This window comes from Streptomyces tuirus (genome assembly GCF_014701095.1).
In the GTDB taxonomy this organism is placed as follows: domain Bacteria; phylum Actinomycetota; class Actinomycetes; order Streptomycetales; family Streptomycetaceae; genus Streptomyces; species Streptomyces tuirus.
In genome coordinates this window covers 4,577,550-4,596,341 of sequence record NZ_AP023439.1, presented here as the reverse complement: position 1 = coordinate 4,596,341, position 18,792 = coordinate 4,577,550, and the positions used below count along the sequence as shown (strand labels likewise).

Here is an 18,792-nt window from a genome sequence, read left to right as displayed (position 1 = left end):
CGCGGTTCCCTGTCCGGTGGAGAGAAACGGGTGGAGAGAAACGGTGAGGGCCCGGCACCCCGTTTCCGGGGTGCCGGGCCCTCACTCAGGCTCTGGCGACCTTGGTCGTCAGTGGGCGTGGCCGTGGCCGTGGCCCGCCGCGGCCGGCTCCTCCTCTTCCTTCTTCTCGACGACCAGGGTCTCGGTCGTGAGGAGGAGGGAGGCGATGGAGGCGGCGTTCTCCAGGGCGGAGCGGGTGACCTTCACCGGGTCGATGACGCCGGCCTTGACCAGGTCGCCGTACTCGCCGGTGGCGGCGTTGAAGCCCTGGTTCTTGTCGAGCTCGGCGACCTTGGAGGTGATGACGTAGCCCTCGAGGCCGGCGTTCTCGGCGATCCAGCGCAGCGGCTCGACGGCGGCCTTGCGGACGACCGCGACACCCGTGGCCTCGTCGCCGGACTTGCCGAGGTTGCCCTCGAGGACCTTGACGGCGTGGACCAGGGCGGAGCCACCACCGGAGACGATGCCCTCCTCGACCGCGGCGCGGGTCGCGGAGATGGCGTCCTCCAGACGGTGCTTGCGCTCCTTGAGCTCGACCTCGGTGGCGGCACCCACGCGGATGACGCACACGCCGCCGGCCAGCTTCGCGAGGCGCTCCTGGAGCTTCTCGCGGTCCCAGTCGGAGTCCGTGGTCTCGATCTCGGCCTTGATCTGGGCGACGCGGGCCTGCACGTCTTCCTTCTTGCCGGCGCCGTCGACGATGGTGGTGTCGTCCTTGGTGACGGTGACGCGGCGGGCGGAGCCGAGCACGTCCAGGCCGACCTGGTCGAGCTTGAGGCCGACCTCCTCGGAGACGACCGTGGCGCCGGTGAGGACCGCCAGGTCCTGCAGCATCGCCTTGCGGCGGTCGCCGAAGCCGGGGGCCTTCACGGCGACGGCGTTGAACGTGCCGCGGATCTTGTTCACGACGAGGGTCGACAGGGCCTCGCCCTCGACGTCCTCGGCGATGATCAGCAGCGGCTTGGAGGCGTTCGACTGGATGATCTTCTCCAGCAGCGGCAGGAGGTCCGCGATGGCGGAGATCTTGCCCTGCGTGATGAGAATGTACGGGTCGTCCAGGACGGCTTCCATGCGCTCCTGGTCCGTCACGAAGTACGGCGACAGGTAGCCCTTGTCGAAGGCCATGCCCTCGGTGAAGTCCAGCTCCAGACCGAAGGTGTTGGACTCCTCGACGGTGATGACACCGTCCTTGCCGACCTTGTCCATCGCCTCGGCGATGAGCTCGCCGACCTGCTGGTCCTGGGCGGACAGACCGGCGACGGCGGCGATGTCGGACTTCTCGTCGATCGGCCGGGCGGTCGCGAGGAGCTCCTCGGAGACCGCGGCGACGGCGGCGTCGATGCCCTTCTTCAGGGCGGCCGGGGAGGCACCGGCGGCGACGTTCTTCAGGCCCTCGCGCACGAGCGCCTGGGCGAGCACGGTCGCGGTGGTCGTACCGTCACCCGCGATGTCGTTGGTCTTGGTCGCCACCTCCTTGACCAGCTGGGCACCGAGGTTCTCGTACGGGTCCTCGACCTCGACCTCACGGGCGATGGTCACACCGTCGTTGGTGATGGTGGGAGCGCCGAACTTCTTGTCGATGACGACGTTGCGGCCCTTGGGGCCGATCGTCACCTTGACCGTGTCGGCAAGCTTGTTGACGCCGCGCTCGAGGGCGCGACGGGCGTCCTCGTCGAACTTCAGGATCTTCGCCATGGGAGCGTGAGCCCTCTTCCGAATCTGGGATATACGGCACTGCGCCCCGGGCGCCCGGCTTCATGTCGATCGCGGGGGGCCAGGGGCGCAGCTTCAAAAGCAATGTGCTTGGGGTGAATTACTTCTCGACGATCGCGAGCACGTCGCGGGCCGAGAGGACGAGGTACTCCTCGCCGTTGTACTTCACCTCGGTGCCGCCGTACTTGCTGTAGAGCACGACGTCACCGACGGAGACGTCGAGCGGAAGACGGTTGCCGTCCTCGAAGCGGCCCGGGCCCACGGCCAGGACGACGCCCTCCTGGGGCTTCTCCTTGGCGGTGTCCGGGATGACCAGGCCAGAGGCGGTGGTCTGCTCGGCGTCGAGCGGCTGGACCACAATGCGGTCCTCGAGCGGCTTGATGGCAACCTTGGAGCTGGTGGTCGTCACGATCCGACCTCCCCCTTCGGAGATCTCACGGGGTTAACTGTCTGAGGTGGCGACCAGGTGGATCCGTCGTCGCGGGTGCCGGACCTGCCCGTCGCTGTGTTGGCACTCTCCTAGGGGGAGTGCCAAAGCCGAGACTATGACTGCGATTAGCACTCGGTCAAGCGGACTGCTAATTGCCGACCGCGCGTCGGCCGAGTGCTCCTCCAGTTGGTCCGCCGGACGGTCCGTCGGGGGTCATGCAGGTGGTCCCACGGGTGGCCCCGGGGGCGGTCCTGGAGGTGGTCCCAGGGACGGCTCTGCAGGTGGTCCCACGGGTGGTCCTACAAGTGGTCCTCCAGCCGGCCCACCCGAAGCCCCTTCCGCTCGATCTCGCGCAGCAGGCGCATGGTCCGTTCCGTCAGGCTCGGGGTCATCGTCTCGCCCGCCGGCACGGAGACGATGTCGCCCGGCCGCAGGCCCCGCTCGCCCCGGGTGTAGGTCAGTTCGCCGTCGGTGTTCAGGGACGCCCGCCACAGGACGACCGCCGTGATGCCGCAGTCGGCTGCCGCGCGCAGGGTCGTCCTGTCGTACGTGCCGTAGGGCGGGCGGAAGAGGCGGGGGGTGATGCCGAAGCGGGAGCGGAGCTTGTGCTGCTGGCCGCAGATCTCGGCGCGTTGGCCGGCGTAGGGCAGGCCGCGCAGGGCGGGGTGGTCGAGGGTGTGGTTCTGGATGGACGCGCCGACCGCGCGCAGCCGGGCGAAGTGGCCGTAGCCGGGGCCCACGACGCTGTCGGTGAGGAACATGCTGACGGGCAGGCGCCGTTCGCGGACGAGGCCGACGAAGCGGGGGTCGCGTTCGGCGCCGTCGTCGTAGGTGAGGAAGACGACGGGTTCGCGGGTGGGGACGTGGTCCACGACGGGCGGAAGCGCGTGGGGGGCGCGCACCGCGCGGGGCGGGTCCTGCGCCCGGCCGTCAGCTGCGCCCGGCGGCTCCCCCGCGCCCCCGGCGCAGCCGGCCAGCAGGACCGCGCACAGCAGGGCGGCGGCCGGCCGCCTCACAGGTAGTCCTCCAGCCGCCCGACCGCGTACCCCTGGGCCGTCGCCTTGTTCAGGAAACGGCGCACCATGTCGGCCATCGTGCCCTTCCACTGGTCGCGGCCCCGGAAGTGGGTGAGGACGATGTCGCCCCGGCGCAGCTTGCGGTCCCCCTCGCGGTACTCCCAGTGGTCGGCGAAGACCTCCTCGTTCCACAGGGGGACGTACGCGATGCCACAGGTCTTGGCGGCGCGCAGGGTCGCCCGGTCGTAGCTGCCGTAGGGCGGGCGGAAGAGGGCCGGGCGCTTGCCGAACTGCCTTTGCACATAGCGCTGCATGCCGCAGATCTCGCGCTTCTGCGCCCGGTAGGACATGCCCCGCAGATTGGGGTGGTGGAGGGTGTGGTTGTTCAGGACCACGCCCTTGGACTGCATCGTCCGGAAGTAGCGGGTGTCGTCCTTGACCAGGTAGCCGCTGAGGAAGGCGGTGTACGGGACGTCCAGGTCGCTCATCATCCGCAGGAAGGCCGGGTCCTTCTCGGCGCCGTCGTCGATGGTGAGGAAGACGACCTTGTCGCGGGTGGGGATCCTGGTGAAGACGGGCGGCAGGTCCAGCTCCCGGTGGCCGTCCACCTCGAAGCCCTTGCGGGTCCTGATCCTCGGCTTCTTCGCCGGGGCCGGCGGGGCGGCGCGGGGGACCTTGCGCAGACCCCAGCGGTGCGCAGCGGCGACCCGGGCGGCGTGCGCGGCGCGCAGCTTGGTTGCGTAGGAGTCGAGCGCGCGGGCCGGGGGCGCGTCGAGGGGCTGCTGGCCGCCCGCCGGGGTGACCCGGTCGCTGCCGCCGTCCTGCGCGCAGCCGGAGGCGATGGCGGCGAGGACGAGCACGGTGAGGCCGATCCGCACGCCCGCGGACCTTCGTCCCGATGCCCCCCGCGCCCGGCTTTTGTCATTTTGTACGACTGCTCGCATGGTGCCGGATCCTCGCAGCGCCTCCCCTCGATCCCCGCCCGACACCGCGGCCGGCGCCCCACCATCCACCGACTGGCCCACACGCCACCCGCCCGCCGCCGTGGCCGACAATGATCCGGTGAACGACCTCGCTCCCCTCCTCACCCCCGAAGGCCGCGCCCTGCTCGACGAGGTGCGGGACACCGACCCGGCGCAGGAGCTGGCCGTCGCGACCCGGCTGCGCCGCGAGCACCCCGCCGAGCTGGTGTCGGCGGCGCTCGGGCAGGCGCGGCTGCGGCAGCGGGCGGTGGTGAAGTTCGGGGCCGAGGACGCGGGCCGGATGTTCTTCACGCCGAACGGCGTCGAGCAGTCGACCCGGGCGAGCGTGGCGGCCTACCGGGCCCGGCGGATGGCCGAGGCGGGCATCACCTCGGTCGCCGACCTGTGCTGCGGCATCGGCGGTGACGCGATCGCGCTGGCCCGTGCCGGGATCCGGGTGCTGGCCGTGGACCGGGACGCGCAGACGGCCGCGGTGGCCCGGGCGAACGCCGACGCGCTGGGACTGTCCGGCCTCGTCGAGGTGCGCGAGGCGGATGTCATGGACGTGGACACGACCGGTTTCGACGCCGTGTTCGTCGACCCCGCCCGGCGCGGCGGCCGTGGCCGGATCTTCGACCCCGAGGCCTACTCACCGCCCCTCTCCTGGGCGGTCTCCGCGGCCCGCCGGGCCCCGCGCGGCGCCGCGCTGAAGGTCGCCCCCGGCATCCCGCACGAGGCGGTCCCCGAGGACGCCGAGGCCGAGTGGATCTCCGACGGCGGGGACGTCAAGGAGGCGGTGCTGTGGTTCGGCACCGAGCCGGGGGCGGTGCGGGCCACCCTCCTGCCGGGCCCCCGCACCCTGCTCTCCCGCGGCCTGCCCGACCCGGAGGTCCGCCCGCCCGGCCGCTACCTCTACGAGCCCGACGGCGCCGTCATCCGCGCCCACCTGGTCGCGGAGGTGGCCGACCGGGTGGGCGGCGGGCTGCTCGATCCGACCATCGCGTACGTCACGGCCGACGCCCTGCACCCGACCCCGTACGCCACCGCCTACGAGATCACCGACCATCTGCCCTTCAACGTCAAGAAGTTGAAGGCGCTGCTGAGGGAGCGCCGGGTCGGCGTTCTCACCGTCAAGAAGCGGGGTTCGGCGGTCGAGCCGGAGGAGCTCCGCAAGAAGGTCAAACCGCAGGGGCCGCACGCGGCCACGGTGTTCCTGACCCGGGTCGCGGGGGCACCGGCGATGCTCATCGGGCACCCTGCCTGACCTTCAGGACGGTTCGGCCGCCCGGCGCAGCAGCAGGTCCCGCTCCCGCTCGTTGCGCGTGAGCGACGCCGCGCGTTCGAACTCCGCCCGGGCCTCGGCCGTACGACCGAGGCGGGCCAGGAGGTCGCCGCGGACGCTGGGCAGCAGGTGGTAGTCGCGCAGGGCGGGGTCGCCGGTCAGGGCGTCGACGAGGGCGAGGGCGGCGGCCGGGCCCTCGGACATCGAGACGGCCACCGCGCGGTTCAGCTCCACGACGGGGGACGGGGAGCGGGCGGCCAGGAGGCCGTAGAGGGTGGCGATGCGGGACCAGTCGGTCTCCTCGTAGGTGTACGCGTGCGCGTGGCAGGCGGCGATGGCCGCCTGGAGGAGGTACGGGCCCGGGGCGCCGGAGGAGGTGGCCTCGGCCCGGCCCAGGGCGGTGATGCCGCGGGCGATGAGCATGCGGTTCCAGCGGGCGCGGTTCTGGTCCTTCAGCAGGACCGGCTCGCCGGAGGGGCCGGTGCGGGCGGCCGTGCGGGAGGCCTGGAGCTCCAGGAGCGCGGTGAGGCCGTGCACCTCGGTTTCCTTCGGCATGAGGGCCGAGAGCACCCGGGCCAGGCGCAGGGCGTCCTCGCACAGGGAGGGGCGGAGCCAGTCGTCGCCGGCCGTGGCGGCGTAGCCCTCGTTGAAGATGAGGTAGATGACGTCGAGGACCGAGCCGAGGCGGGCCTCGCGGTCGGGGCCGTGCGGCACCTCGAAGGCGACGTTCCTCGTCGCGAGGGTGCGCTTGGCGCGGACGATGCGCTGCGCGACCGTCGGCTCCGGGACCAGGAAGGCGCGGGCGATCTCGGTCGTGGTCAGGCCGCCGAGCAGGCGCAGGGTGAGGGCGGTGCGGGCCTCGGTGGACAGCACCGGGTGGCAGGCCGTGAAGACGAGGCGGAGCAGGTCGTCGTCGATGTCGTCGGGGTCGGCGGGCTCCTGAGGGGGAGCCGTCTCCGACAGGTCCCGGCCGATCTCCGCCAGCTTGCGGGCGTAGTTCTCCCGGCGCCGGACCAGGTCGACGGCGCGGTGCCGGGCGGCGGTCATGAGCCAGGCGCCCGGGTTGTCGGGCACCCCGTCCCGCGGCCACTGCTCCAGTGCCGCGACCAGCGCGTCCTGCGCGAGTTCCTCGGCGATCCCGACGTCCCGGACGACCCGTGCGACTGCGGCGATGATCCGGGGCGACTCCATCCGAAAGACGGTCTCGACGACCTCGACGACTTCGACGACCTCGACGACTTCGGCGCCCTCGACGACTTCGGCGCCCTCGGCGCCCTCCGCGCCCTCGGTTGTACGGCCGGGCCGGGGTGGCGGGGGTGGGGTGGGCTGCGAGGCCGGGGTGGGCTGCGGGGTCACAGCCCACCATCAGACACCCCGCGTGGCGCCCGGCCAAGCGGAAGCGGCCGCTCGGACCCGTCAGTCCTCGGCGATCTGCCGGACCTCGGCGGTGATCGTCCAGTAGTCCTCGTGCAGCGACAGGAACCGCTTGGTCCACTCGATCGCCTCGGCCTTGTCCTTGCACTGGCTGATCGAGTAGCCGCCGATGACCTCCTTGGACTCGGTGAAGGGACCGTCGGTGACGGAGAGCTGTCCGCCTTCCCAGGTCACCCGGCTGCCGTCCGAGGTCGGCGTGAGCCCGGCCGTGTCGAGCATGACGCCCGCCTTGGTGATCTCCTCCAGCAGCGTGCCCATCCGCTCCATGAGCTCGGGGCTCGGGCCGTCCGCGGGCGCGTTCTTCTCGTCGATGCGGATCAGGGTGAGAAAGCGCGGCATGGTGACTCCTCGGGGTCTTCGGCCGGCGGGGCTGTTCCCCGCTCTCACCCCTGCGTCGATCGGGAGAACGACGGATCGACATGCTCGCCGGAATTTCTCGGAGATCTTTTCCGGGACACGTTCACACAGGTCAGCGCAGCGACTCCCACAGCTTCCCCGCCTCGGGCTCCTCGGCCACCACCCGGTTGGGGTCCGACGGGGCCTGCACCACGGGCATCATCACCGTCCGCACCCCGCTCGCCGGGAGGCCCTGCAGGCTCTGGGCGAGCCGGGTCAGTTCGGCGAGGGAGTCCAGGCCGGTGTCCGTGGTGAGGCCGGCGGTGACCGTGTCCGCGACGCGGTACAGCTTCGCCGGATCGGTGAGCAGGTCCTGGGAGGCGATCTGCTCCAGCAGGGCCTTCACCAGCTTCTGCTGGAGACCTATACGGCCCAGGTCGCTGCCGTCGCCTATGCCGTGCCGGGTGCGGGCCAGCCCGAGGGCCTGGGTGCCGTCGAGGTGGTGGGTGCCCGCCTCGAGCCGCAGCCGACTGTCCTCGTCGGCGATGTCCTCGTCCGTGGTGACGGTGACACCGCCGAGCGCGTCGACCAGCTTGGCGAAGCCCGAGAAGTCGATCTCGAGGTAGTGGTCCATGCGGACGTTCGTCATCTCCTCGACCGTCTTCACCGCACAGACCGGCCCGCCGACCTCGTACGCGCTGTTGAACATGGAGTGGTGGGCGACCGCCGTCGAACCGCCGGACGGCCGAGGGCAGGACGGGCGGGTGACCAGGGTGTCGCGCGGGATGCTCACCACCGTCGCACTGGTCCGCCCGGCGTCGAGGTGGACGACCATCGTCGTGTCGGAGCGGGCGCCGGAGCTGTCCCCGCCGCCGAGCCGGCGGTTCTCCTCGCCGCTGCGCGAGTCCGAGCCCAGGACCAGGATGTTGAGGGCCTCACTCGGCAGGGCCGGGCCGGAGGGCGACGGTGTGGTCATCGGCTTCGGCGGCCGGTCGTCGCCCAGCGCGTTGTCGATGTCGACGCCTTTGATGTTGTCGCTGAGATGCCAGTAGGCCCAGCCCGCGGCTCCGGCGCCCAGCACCAGCGTCCCCGCCAGAGTGAGGCCGGCGATCTTCAGTGCTCTCGACCGCCGGCCCACGTCCGTACCCTCGTCCCCGTTGAGTCCCGTCACGGGCAGGAACGTAAGTCCGAATTATTACGGGCAGGGAGCCCAGGGCGCCCTTTCTTCGGAAATTCTCAGATTTCATGGCCCGGGCTCACACCGGTGTCACCAGCGGCACCGGATGGCTCCCGCACCGAGCCGTTGAGCCCTGTCGCCGAAAGTTTCGGCGGTGCAACCGATTGGCTTCGGTGCGGTGCGGAGGCGTCCGGCACACCCGTCAACACAGCTTCTACTCCTCCGGCGGCCCCGCCGTGCTGCTGCGCACCACCAGAGTCGTCGCCAGCTCCACCCTCGTCGCCGCCTCCGTCCCCTCGTCCCGCCCGAGGTCGAGGACCAGCTTGGCCGCGGCCTCGGCCATCTCCGTCAGCGGCTGCCGTACGGTCGTCAGCGGCGGCCCGACCCAGGGCGCCACCGGCAGATCGTCGAAGCCGACCACGCTCAGGTCCTCCGGAATGCGCAACCCCAGTTCGCGCGCGGCCTCGTACAGCCCGAGCGCCTGGAGGTCGTTCCCGGCGAAGACGGCGGTCGGCCGGTCCGGGCGGCGCAGCAGTTCCAGGCCCCGCCGGTAGCCGGCCTCGTGGTGGAAGTCGCCGGTGGCGATCAGGGCGGGATCCACCGGGAGCCCTGCCGTCTCCAGCGCGGCCCGGTAGCCGTCGATCCGGGCCCGGCTGCACATCATCTGCGAGGGCCCGCTGATCGCGCCGATCCTGCGGTGTCCCAGCTCGACCAGATGCCGGGTGGCGGCGAGGCCGCCCTGCCAGTTGGTCGCGCCGATCGACGGCACGTCGGCGCCGGGGTCGCCGGCCGGGTCCATCACCACGAACGGGATGGAACGGCTGGTCAGCAGCGCGCGCTGCGACTCGTCGAGCCCGGACAGGACCAGGATCACGCCGTGCGGCCGGCGCGCGGCGACCTGGTCGGCCCAGGTCCGCCCCGGCGTGAGCCGCCCCGCGCTCTCGGACAGCACGACACTGAGCCCGGCGTCCCGGGCCACGTTCTCCACGCCCCGGATGACCTCCATCGCCCAGGCGCTCTCCAGCTCGTGGAAGACCAGGTCGATCAGGGGTGAGCGGGTCGCCTCGGCACGGCGACGCCGGTAGCCGTGGGCGCGCAGCAGGTCCTCGACGCGGGACCGGGTGGCCGGGGCGACGTCGGCCCGGCCGTTGAGGACCTTCGAAACAGTCGGCGCCGAGACGCCCGCCTCTCGGGCGATCTCAGCGAGCGTCGCGGTCTGCGCCGTGCGCCCCCGCATCCGGGTCTGCGTCCGGCTTTCAACGGGCTCCGGGGATGTCATGGCGGCGATCGTAACCCTGCGGGCCCCCTTGACGAAGTCCTCACACCGCCATAGGTTCCCGGAACATTCGAAGTTCATTACGAAACATTCGTAGGAATGTTCGTGAGTAGGAACGTTCGTGAGAGGGCCGTCCGTCCACCCGACAGGAGCTTCATGACCACCGCGCCCTGGCGTGACCCCGCGCTGCCCGCCGCCGCCCGCGTCGACGACCTGCTCTCCCGGATGACCCTGGAGGAGAAGACCGCCCAGTTGTACGGCGTGTGGGTGGGCGCCGCGACGGACGGCGACGGAGTCGCTCCGCACCAGCACGACATGACCGTCGACTACGACTGGGACGAGCTGATCACCCATGGCCTCGGCCAGCTGACGCGCTCCTTCGGCACCGCCCCCGTGGATCCGGCAGTCGGCGCGCAGGCCCTGGCGCGTGCCCAGCGCCGTATCACCGCGGCCGGACGCTTCGGCATCCCGGCGATCGCGCACGAGGAGTGCCTGGCCGGCTTCACCGCATGGCGGGCCACGGCCTACCCGGTTCCGCTGGCCTGGGGCGCGACCTGGGATCCGCCGCTGGTCGAGGAGATGGCCCGCCGCATCGGCGACGACCTGCGCTCGGCCGGTGTGCACCAGGGCCTCGCCCCGGTGCTGGACGTCGTCCGCGATCCGCGCTGGGGCCGCGTGGAGGAGACCATCGGCGAGGACCCGTACCTGGTCGCCACGGTCGGCACGGCCTATGTGCGGGGCCTGGAGTCGGCCGGGGTCGTCGCCACGCTCAAGCACTTCGCCGGGTACGCCTCTTCGGCCGGCGCCCGCAACCTCGCCCCGGTGCGGGCCGGGGTCCGCGAGTTCGCCGACGTCACCCTGCCGCCCTTCGAGATGGCCCTGCGCGAGGGCGGGGCCCGCTCGGTGATGGCCGCCTACACCGAGACGGACGGGGTGCCGGCCTCCGCGGACCCGGGGCTGCTGACCCGTCTCCTGCGCGAGGAGTGGGGCTTCACCGGCACGGTCGTCGCCGACTACTTCGGCGTCGGCTTCCTCCAGACCCTCCACCGGGTCGCCGCGACCCCGGCCGCGGCGGCCCACGCGGCCCTCACCGCCGGCATCGACGTCGAGCTGCCCACCGTCAAGTGCTACGGCAGGCCGCTGCTGGAGGCGGTCCGCTCGGGTGCGGTCCCCGAGGAGCTCGTGGACCGTGCGGCCCGCCGCGTCCTGCTCCAGAAGTGCGAACTGGGCCTGCTCGACGAGGACTGGGCGCCCGAGCCGGCCGCGGCGGTCGATCTCGACTCGACGGGCAACCGGATCCTGGCCCGCCGCCTGGCCGAGGAGTCGGTGGTCCTGCTCGACAACCCCGACGGCCTGCTCCCGCTGGCCCCCGACACCCGTATCGCGGTGGTCGGCCCCCGGGCGGCCGACTCCCTGGCCATGCTGGGCTGCTACTCCTTCCCGTCCCATGTCCTGCCCCACCACCCCGACGTGCCGGTCGGCATCGAGATCCCGACCGTCCTGGACGCCCTGCGCTCCGAACTCCCCGACGCCAAGGTGACGTTCGCGCAGGGCTGCGACGTGACCGACCCGGATACGGGGGGCTTCGAGGAGGCGATCGCCCGCACCGCCGAGGCGGACGTGTGCGTGGCGGTCCTCGGCGACCGGGCGGGCCTGTTCGGCCGGGGCACCTCGGGCGAGGGCTGCGACGCGACGGACCTCGGCCTGCCGGGCGCCCAGGGCGAGTTGCTGGACGCGCTGGTCGCCACCGGCGTCCCGGTGGTGCTGGTGCTGCTGACCGGCCGCCCCTACGCGCTGGGCCGCTGGCACGGCCGGCTGGGCGCGGTCGTCCAGGCGTTCTTCCCGGGCGAGGAGGGCGGCCCGGCGGTCGCGGGCGTCCTGTCGGGCCGGGTCAACCCCTCCGGTCGCCTGCCCGTCAGCGTCCCGCGGCTGCCCGGCGGGCAGCCCTGGACCTACCTCCAGCCGCCCCTGGGCCTGGCGGGCGAGGTCAGCAACCTCGACCCGACCCCGCTGTACGCCTTCGGCCACGGCCGCTCGTACGCGGCGTTCGCCTGGGAGGTGCCCGCCGCCACCGGGCCGGTCGAGATCGGCACGGACGGCTCGTACGAGGTGTCGGTAACCGTCCGCAACACCGGCGCTCGTGAGGCCGCGGAGGTGGTGCAGCTGTATCTGCACGACCCGGTGGCGTCCGTGACGCGCCCCGACATGCGGCTGATCGGCTACCAGCGGGTGACTGCGGCCCCGGGCGACGCGGCCCGGGTGACCTTCCGCTTCCACGCGGACCTGTCGTCCTTCACCGACCGCTCGGGCCGCCGGGTGGTCGAGCCGGGCGCCGTGGAGCTGAGGCTGGCGGCGTCGAGCGCGGACGTACGGCACACCGCGCACCTCACCCTGACGGGCCCGGTCCGGGTGCTCGGCCCCGACCGGCGGCTGCGCTGCGAGACCGAGGTGGCGTGAGACCCGGGCCGGCCCCGGTCAGCCTTCGGAGACCGACTCGAACCGCCACCGGTGCACCGCCCGCGTGACCAGTTCCCCGTCCGGCTCGGGCAGTTCGGGCAGCTCGGCGTCGTAGGGCGCGTCCCACCAGGTGATGACGAGGACCCGGTCCTGCGGCGCCCGGAGGAACTCCCGGCGCAGGGGCTCACGCACGAGCTCCTGCGCCCGGGCCCAGGCGAGCAGGTCCGCACCCCGCCCCTCGGACGCCCGGGCCTCCCACATCAACGCGACCGTCACGAGTAGAGGTTCTCCTTGCTGACCTCGTGCACATGGTCGTGGTCGTGCCCGGGCACGTGCGGCTCGGTGACCGGCAGGGACGAGTCCGCCGACAGGTCCCAGGCCGACGCCGCCCGGTTGCGGGCGACCATCTCGGCGCCGAGGGCGGCGACCATCGCGCCGTTGTCCGTGCACAGCTTGGGCCGCGGCACGCGCAACCGGATGCCGGCGGCCTCGCAGCGCTCCTGGGCGAGGACGCGCAGCCGCGAGTTGGCGGCCACGCCGCCGCCGATCATCAGGTGGTCGACGCCCTCGTCCTTGCAGGCCCGGACGGCCTTGCGGGTCAGCACGTCGACGACCGCCTCCTGGAAGGACGCCGCCACGTCCCGTACCGGCACCTCCTCTCCCGCCGCCCGCCTGGCCTCGATCCAGCGGGCCACGGCGGTCTTCAGCCCCGAGAAGGAGAAGTCGTAGGCCGGGTCGCGCGGGCCGGTCAGACCGCGGGGGAAGGCGATCGCGTTCGGGTCGCCCTCCTTCGCGTACCGGTCGATGACCGGGCCGCCGGGGAAACCCAGGTTCAGCACGCGGGCGATCTTGTCGAAGGCCTCGCCGGCCGCGTCGTCGATGGTGGCGCCCATCGGGCGGACGTCGGAGGTGATGTCCGAGGACAGCAGCAGCGAGGAGTGGCCGCCGGAGACCAGCAGGGCCATGGTCGGCTCGGGCAGCGCGCCGTGCTCCAGCTGGTCCACGCAGATGTGCGAGGCGAGGTGGTTGACGCCGTAGAGGGGCTTGCCGAGGGCGTAGGCGTAGGCCTTCGCCGCGGAGACGCCGACCAGCAGGGCACCGGCGAGCCCGGGTCCGGCGGTGACGGCGACGCCGTCGAGGTCGCGGGCGGTGACGCCCGCCTCCTTCAGCGCCCGGTCGATGGTCGGGACCATCGCCTCCAGATGGGCGCGGCTCGCGACCTCCGGGACGACGCCGCCGAAGCGGGCGTGCTCGTCGACGCTGGAGGCCACGGCGTCGGCCAGCAGGGTGGTGCCCCGCACGATGCCGACGCCGGTCTCGTCGCAGGAGGTCTCGATTCCCAGTACGAGGGGTTCGTCAGCCATTGATCTCGGTTCCTTGTACGGAGTTCTCGGGGGCGGTCAGGCGCATCACCAGGGCGTCCACGTTCCCGGGCTGGTAGTAGCCGCGCCGGAAACCGATGGGCTCGAAGCCGAAGCGCTCGTACAGCTTCTGTGCGCGGACGTTGTCGACCCGGCACTCCAGCATCACCTCGGCGCACTCGAAGGCACCGGCCGCCCGCAGCAGCTCGGCCAGCAGCCGGCCGCCGAGGCCGGTGCCCCACAGCTCGCGGGAGACGGCGAGGGTCTGGACGTCGGCCTGCTCGCCGGTGGCGACCAGACCGGCGTAGCCGACGATCCGGGAGCCGTCCTCGGCGACCACGTAGCGCCGGTTGGCCCCGGGTCCCCGCGCATGGGCCAGCTCGGACCAGAACATGCCCCGGGACCAGGCGTCCTCGGGGAACAGGTCCCGCTCGAGTTCCAGCACGGAGTCGATGTCCCACCAGCGCATCTCGCGCAGCGCACACGTCACGGGTTCGGTCACTTGGGGGTGACCACCTTGTAGTTCTTGGGGACCTGGGCGTCGGGGCGGCGCAGGTAGAGCGGCCGGGGCGCGGGGAGTTCCTCGCCGGCCGCCAGCTTCTCGGCGGCCAGCCGGGCGAGGGCGGCGGCGGACACGTGCTCCGGCTCGTGCGCCTTGGGGAAGGTGTCCGGGTACAGCAGCGCGCCCGCACCGATCGCGGGCAGCCCCTCGACCTGCTCGGCGATGTCGGCGGGCCGGTCCACGGCCGGGTCGGTGACCCGGGTCCGGGAGTCGCTGTAGCGGGCCCAGTACACCTCCTTGCGGCGGGCGTCGGTCGCGACGACGAACGGGCCCTCCAGGTCGGCGGCGTAGGCGAGGCCGTCCAGCGTGCACACGCCGTGCACGGGGACACCGAGCGCGAGCCCGAAGGTGTCCGCGGTCATCAGGCCGACGCGCAGCCCGGTGTACGGTCCCGGACCGATCCCGGCGACGATCCCCGTGACGGCGTCGAGCCGCAGACCGGCCTCGGCGAAGACCCGGTCGATCGCCGGCAGCAGCAGTTCCCCGTGCCGGCGCGCGTCCACCTGACTCGAGGAGGTGATGACATCGCGTCCGTCGTGCAGCGCGACGGTGACGGCGGGCGTGGCGGTATCCAGAGCGAGCAAGAGCACGCAAACAGCCTACGGCTCCCCGGGGCCCGGCACGGCCGCACCTGTCGGGTCGTCACGTGCTGCTACCGTCACCTACCGTCACGACAGCGATACGACGTGAGGTGGACTCCGGTGTCAGCCAGCAGCTCGGGAATCGTGGCCGGGCTCACCGCCGCGGCCCTCGCGACGGTCGGCTACCTCGCCCATCAGGCAGCCGAGTCCCTTCCCCCCGGCCTCGGCAGAGCGGCGCACGCGGGCGCCGCCCCGGCGGCGGGCACGTCGAAGGCGCCCCAGGTGAAGAAGGACCCCACGGCACTGCCCGGCGACTCGGGCAAGGGCGCCCGGGTCGTGTACTCGCTGCGCGGCGACCGGGTGTGGCTGGTCGCCGCGGACGAGGCGGTCAGCCGTACGTTCAAGGTGGTTCCGAGCGCGGTGGACCCGGCGCCGGGCAGCTACTCGGTGACGTCCCGCTCGAACTCGGTCACCGGGTCCGACGGCGTCCCGATCGAGCACGTGGTGCGCTTCGCGACCGTCGACGGCGTGGTGATCGGCTTCAGCTCGGCCGTGGGAGGCCCGGCCGCCTCCGCCCCGGCCTCCGGTCCGAAGGCCCGCACGGGCGGTATCCGTGAGTCCCGCGCGGACGGCGACGCGATGTGGACGTTCGCGACGATCGGCCGCACGGTCGTGGTCGTCCGCTAGGACCAGCCGTCCGGGCCGGTCCCAGGTCCGGGCGTCGCGCGGCAGACGGGAATGTGACGACAGGTCCTAGGCGGCTTCGCGGTGCTCGGGGACTCGATCGGAGAACTCCGGGTCGGGAGCGCGCGGGGGCGTGGAGATCAGCGCCGCCGCCTCGCCGGCCGCCAGCAGGTCGCGCATGGACACCCCGGCGACCGCGAACCGCTGCGGCTGCCCCTTGCTCTCTGTAGCCGACATGGACGCCTCCCGAAGGGCCGGGGCAAACGAAGTTAGGCACACCTAACTACGGACTGGATACCATGTGACCACGCACAAGACGCCGGACGCAACATCTTGCCGACGTCTTGTCGGAACGTCCATCAAATGACCGCACGCCGGGACTCACCCGGGGGCTTCGGGCGGCGGGTACCCGGGCAGAGCGCGCTCAGGCGGCGAGCACGCTCAGGTCCGCCTCGGCCCAGCGTTCCCCCAGACCGGTGACCGTCATCTGCCGGACCTCGTCGGTCGTGTCGCCGACCGCCCGGTGGATCACGACCTGGAGCCGGTCCTCGGTCAGCTCCTCGACCTTGCCCTCGCCCCACTCCACGACCACCACGGAGTCGGGCAGCGAGACGTCGAGGTCGAGGTCCTCCATCTCGTCCAGACCGCCGGAGAGGCGATAGGCGTCGACGTGGACCAGCGGCGGCCCCTCGCCCAGCGAGGGGTGCACCCGGGCGATCACGAACGTCGGCGAGGTGACGGCCCCGCGCACGCCGAGCCCCTCGCCCAGACCACGGGTCAGCGTCGTCTTGCCCGCGCCGAGCTCGCCGCTGAGCATCACCAGGTCACCGGCGCGCAGCAGTTTCGCGAGCCGGCGGCCCAGCTCCCGCATCTGCTCGGGGGACGTGACGACGATCTGGACGGATCCGGACTCAGCCGGGCTGTGCGGTGCTGGTGCTTCCATAGCCCTTCACGGTAGCCCCTGCGGGCACGGCACCCGTGCGGGTGAGCAGGTCGGCGAGGCGGTCGGTGACCACTTCCGGGTGTTCCAGCATCACCAGGTGGCCCGCGTCCGGCACCAGGACCAGCTCGGCGTCGGGGAGCAGGTCGGCGATGGCCTCGCTGTGCTCACTCGGCGTGACCAGATCCTGCACCCCGGCCAGGACGAGCACGGGCAGCTCCGCGAAGTGGGCGAGCGCCTCGGTCTTGTCGTGGTCGTTGAACGCCGGGTAGTACTCGGCGACCACGTCGATCGGCGTGCTCTCGATCATCCGCTCGGCGAACCGGGCGACGGCGGGGTCGACGTCCCGGGACGCGAAGGAGTACCGCTTGATGATCCCGGCGAACAGGTCCGCGGTCGCCCGGCGTCCCTTCTCCACCAGCTCGGCCCGCTGCCCCAGCGCCTTCAGCACTCCGGGCAGCACGCGCCGCACCACGTTGACCCCGGCGACCGGCAGGCCGTAGTTGACCTCGCCGAGCCGCCCGGAGGACGTCCCCACGAAGGCGACCCCGACGACCCGCTCGCGGATCAGCTCGGGGTACTGATCCGCCAGCGCCATGACCGTCATGCCGCCCATCGAGTGCCCGACGAGCACGAGCGGGCCCTCGGGGGCCGCCGCGTCTATGACGGCCTTGAGGTCCCGGCCCAGCTGCTCGATCGTGACCGGCTCGTCGTCCCGCCCCTGGGCCACGCCACGACCGGACCGGCCGTGGCTGCGCTGGTCCCAGTGCACGGTCCGCACGACGCCCCGCAGGGCCGCCCGCTGGAAGTGCCAGGAGTCCTGGCTCAGGCAGTAGCCGTGGCTGAAGACCACGGTGACGGGAGCGGGTGACTTGCGGCCGAAGAGCCGCCGGCGGCGCGGGCCGATGGCGGCCGGTGCGGCCTCCGGGTCGAGGTCGTCGACCTCGTAGTACAGCTCGGTGCCGTCGTCGGCGAACGCCTTGCCCGGCATGCCGCGCAGCGAGCCGTACGGCCCGGCCGAGTCCAGGGCGAGCCGGGCCTTCTGGCGCATGCCGCGGCCGACCGTCATCCGTTCCAGGGCGACACCGGCGGCCGCGCCCGTGGCCACCACGCCTATCGCCACGCCGGCGATGCCGGTCGCACGGCGCCAGCCTCCCGCCGCCCCCGCGGCGGAGGCCGCGACGGCTGCGGAGGCGACGTCCGCGACGACCTCCGCACTGCTCTCGCTCACGTACCGCTCCTCTTCGCCGGGGTGCCGGTGGGATGACCTGCTGGGTCGGATGGTGCTGGTGTTGCCGAGGTTCGTGCTGTGTCTCGTGTGACGGGTTCCCCGTCCTGGTTACCCGTCCCGTTCCTCATTCACATAGACGCGCGGAACACGCGTTCCGATCCGGGTCACGATCTCGTAGGCGATGGTTCCGGCCGCCTGGGCCCAGTCCTCCGCGGTGGGCTCCCCGCGGTCCCCGGGCCCGAAGAGGACCGCCTCGTCCCCCGCCGCGGGCTCGTCGCCCCCAAGATCGACCACGAACTGGTCCATCGCGACCCGCCCGGCGACCGTGCGCCACTTGCCCTCGACGAGGACCGGCCCGGCCGAGGAGGCGTGCCGCGGGATGCCGTCGGCGTAGCCCAGCGGCACCAGGCCGAGGGTGGTCGCGCCGGGTGTCACGTAGTGGTGGCCGTAGCTGACGCCGTGCCCGCCCGGTACGCGCTTGACCAGGGCCAGCGAGGCGGACAGCGTCATCACGGGGCGCAGCCCGAAGTCGGCCGGGGTGCCCAGCTCGGGGCTGGGCGAGATGCCGTAGGTGGCGATGCCGGTGCGGACCAGGTCGAAGTGGCTCTCGGGGAGCGTGAGCGTGGCCGGCGAGTTGGCGATGTGCCGGACCTCTGGCCGTACGCCCTGTCCCTCGGCGTACGCGACCATCTCGCGGAACACGCCGAGCTGGGCGGCGATGGAGGGATGCCCGGGCTCGTCGGCACAGGCGAAGTGCGACCACAGCCCCGTCACGCGCAGCAGCCCCTCGGCCTCGGCCCGCAGCGCCGCACCGACCAGCGCGGCCCAGTCGTCCCCGGGCTGGCACCCGCTGCGTCCGAGCCCGGTGTCGGCCTTGAGCTGGACGCGGGCGGGCCGGCCGGCTTCCCGGGCCGCCGCGACGATCTCCTCCAGGGCCCACATCCCGCTCACGGACACGTCCAACTCGGCCTCGATCGCCTCGCGCCAGGGGCCGCCGGGCGTCCACAGCCAGCACATGATGCGGCCCCGCAGCCCGGCGGCGCGCAGGGCGAAGGCCTCCTCGGGCGTGGCCGTGCCCAGCCAGCTCGCCCCGGCGGCTACGGCGGCCCGGGCACACGGCACGGCCCCGTGTCCGTACGCCTCGGACTTCACCACGGCCATCACGGCCGCGCCCGGCGCATGGGCGCGCAGAGCCCGCACATTGGCCCGCAGGGCGGCCAGATCGATCTCGGCCCGGGCCCGCAGGGGCGCGGACGTGGCTGTTCTCTCGCTCATCGCGCCCAGTGTCTCAGAGCCCCCGGACCCCACTGC

General features: G+C 72.7%; 19 protein-coding genes. 3 read left to right on the top strand and 16 right to left on the bottom strand.

Annotated features, from left to right (window positions below; translation table 11 throughout):
- Window positions 1–108 precede the first annotated feature (108 nt).
- The 4 genes from groL to IGS69_RS21310 all read right to left on the bottom strand — a co-directional run bounded on the left by groL (window position 109) and on the right by IGS69_RS21310 (window position 4,076).
- Window positions 109–1,734: a chaperonin GroEL gene (gene groL / locus IGS69_RS21325; protein WP_190902133.1), complete on the bottom strand. Its 1,626-nt coding sequence runs from the start codon at window positions 1,732–1,734 to the stop codon at window positions 109–111.
- A gap of 118 nt (window positions 1,735–1,852) precedes the next feature.
- On the bottom strand, window positions 1,853–2,161 hold the full coding sequence (gene groES, locus IGS69_RS21320; protein WP_003974211.1) for a co-chaperone GroES: 309 nt from the start codon (window positions 2,159–2,161) through the stop codon (window positions 1,853–1,855).
- Window positions 2,162–2,481: 320 nt separating this feature from the next.
- Complete coding sequence (locus tag IGS69_RS21315; RefSeq protein WP_190902131.1) at window positions 2,482–3,198, bottom strand: polysaccharide deacetylase family protein; 717 nt, start codon at window positions 3,196–3,198, stop codon at window positions 2,482–2,484.
- Window positions 3,195–4,076 (bottom strand): polysaccharide deacetylase family protein, encoded by an 882-nt coding sequence (locus IGS69_RS21310; RefSeq protein WP_232543602.1) that lies wholly within the window; start codon window positions 4,074–4,076, stop codon window positions 3,195–3,197. The genes IGS69_RS21315 and IGS69_RS21310 overlap by 4 nt, the downstream gene beginning before the upstream one ends.
- A 184-nt stretch (window positions 4,077–4,260) precedes the next feature.
- On the opposite strand from IGS69_RS21310, the gene IGS69_RS21305 reads away from it, so the two are divergent.
- Window positions 4,261–5,424 carry a class I SAM-dependent methyltransferase gene (locus IGS69_RS21305; protein WP_190902127.1) on the top strand — a complete coding sequence of 388 codons (1,164 nt, stop codon included), beginning with the start codon at window positions 4,261–4,263 and terminating at the stop codon, window positions 5,422–5,424.
- A 3-nt stretch (window positions 5,425–5,427) separates the two neighbouring features.
- Here the strand turns inward: IGS69_RS21305 and IGS69_RS21300 are convergent, their stop codons facing one another.
- The 4 genes from IGS69_RS21300 to IGS69_RS21285 form a co-directional block, all read right to left on the bottom strand.
- Complete coding sequence (locus tag IGS69_RS21300; protein WP_190904587.1) at window positions 5,428–6,633, bottom strand: RNA polymerase sigma factor; 1,206 nt, start codon at window positions 6,631–6,633, stop codon at window positions 5,428–5,430.
- Between the two features lie 225 nt (window positions 6,634–6,858).
- On the bottom strand, window positions 6,859–7,215 hold the full coding sequence (locus tag IGS69_RS21295) for a YciI family protein (RefSeq protein ID WP_190902125.1): 357 nt from the start codon (window positions 7,213–7,215) through the stop codon (window positions 6,859–6,861).
- Between the two features lie 130 nt (window positions 7,216–7,345).
- Window positions 7,346–8,383: an LCP family protein gene (locus IGS69_RS21290; RefSeq protein ID WP_385863205.1), complete on the bottom strand. Its 1,038-nt coding sequence runs from the start codon at window positions 8,381–8,383 to the stop codon at window positions 7,346–7,348.
- A 220-nt stretch (window positions 8,384–8,603) separates the two neighbouring features.
- Complete coding sequence (locus IGS69_RS21285) at window positions 8,604–9,668, bottom strand: LacI family DNA-binding transcriptional regulator (RefSeq protein ID WP_190902123.1); 1,065 nt, start codon at window positions 9,666–9,668, stop codon at window positions 8,604–8,606.
- 153 nt (window positions 9,669–9,821) lie between these two features.
- Between IGS69_RS21285 and IGS69_RS21280 the strand changes: the two genes are divergently transcribed.
- Entirely contained in the window at window positions 9,822–12,122 is a 2,301-nt protein-coding gene (locus IGS69_RS21280) for a beta-xylosidase/alpha-l-arabinosidase (protein ID WP_190902121.1), read from the top strand.
- An 18-nt stretch (window positions 12,123–12,140) separates the two neighbouring features.
- On the opposite strand, the gene IGS69_RS21275 is transcribed toward IGS69_RS21280, so the two are convergent.
- Genes IGS69_RS21275 through tsaB form a run of 4 tightly spaced genes read right to left on the bottom strand, consistent with a single transcriptional unit; the run spans window position 12,141 to window position 14,635 of the window.
- Complete coding sequence (locus IGS69_RS21275) at window positions 12,141–12,398, bottom strand: hypothetical protein (protein WP_190902119.1); 258 nt, start codon at window positions 12,396–12,398, stop codon at window positions 12,141–12,143.
- Window positions 12,395–13,486, bottom strand: coding sequence for a tRNA (adenosine(37)-N6)-threonylcarbamoyltransferase complex transferase subunit TsaD (gene tsaD, locus IGS69_RS21270; protein WP_190902117.1), 1,092 nt, complete (start codon window positions 13,484–13,486; stop codon window positions 12,395–12,397). Before tsaD ends, IGS69_RS21275 begins: the two co-directional genes overlap by 4 nt.
- Window positions 13,479–13,985, bottom strand: a complete 507-nt coding sequence (gene rimI, locus IGS69_RS21265) for a ribosomal protein S18-alanine N-acetyltransferase (protein WP_232543601.1) — start codon at window positions 13,983–13,985, stop codon at window positions 13,479–13,481. The genes tsaD and rimI overlap by 8 nt, the downstream gene beginning before the upstream one ends.
- The gene (gene tsaB, locus IGS69_RS21260; RefSeq protein WP_190902115.1) at window positions 13,982–14,635 is read right to left on the bottom strand and encodes a tRNA (adenosine(37)-N6)-threonylcarbamoyltransferase complex dimerization subunit type 1 TsaB; all 654 of its coding nucleotides are present in this window, start codon (window positions 14,633–14,635) and stop codon (window positions 13,982–13,984) included. Before tsaB ends, rimI begins: the two co-directional genes overlap by 4 nt.
- Window positions 14,636–14,746: 111 nt before the next feature.
- On the opposite strand from tsaB, the gene IGS69_RS21255 reads away from it, so the two are divergent.
- Complete coding sequence (locus IGS69_RS21255) at window positions 14,747–15,313, top strand: hypothetical protein (RefSeq protein ID WP_190902113.1); 567 nt, start codon at window positions 14,747–14,749, stop codon at window positions 15,311–15,313.
- Window positions 15,314–15,379: 66 nt separating this feature from the next.
- Here IGS69_RS21255 and IGS69_RS21250 read toward each other — a convergent pair whose 3' ends face one another.
- The 4 genes from IGS69_RS21250 to alr all read right to left on the bottom strand — a co-directional run bounded on the left by IGS69_RS21250 (window position 15,380) and on the right by alr (window position 18,756).
- Window positions 15,380–15,547, bottom strand: coding sequence for a hypothetical protein (locus IGS69_RS21250; protein ID WP_190902111.1), 168 nt, complete (start codon window positions 15,545–15,547; stop codon window positions 15,380–15,382).
- A 187-nt stretch (window positions 15,548–15,734) separates the two neighbouring features.
- Window positions 15,735–16,253, bottom strand: a complete 519-nt coding sequence (gene tsaE / locus IGS69_RS21245) for a tRNA (adenosine(37)-N6)-threonylcarbamoyltransferase complex ATPase subunit type 1 TsaE (protein WP_030854610.1) — start codon at window positions 16,251–16,253, stop codon at window positions 15,735–15,737.
- Window positions 16,222–17,481: an alpha/beta fold hydrolase gene (locus tag IGS69_RS21240; RefSeq protein ID WP_190902109.1), complete on the bottom strand. Its 1,260-nt coding sequence runs from the start codon at window positions 17,479–17,481 to the stop codon at window positions 16,222–16,224. Before IGS69_RS21240 ends, tsaE begins: the two co-directional genes overlap by 32 nt.
- A gap of 108 nt (window positions 17,482–17,589) precedes the next feature.
- Window positions 17,590–18,756, bottom strand: coding sequence for an alanine racemase (alr, locus tag IGS69_RS21235; RefSeq protein ID WP_190902107.1), 1,167 nt, complete (start codon window positions 18,754–18,756; stop codon window positions 17,590–17,592).
- Between the last annotated feature and the right edge of the window lie 36 nt (window positions 18,757–18,792).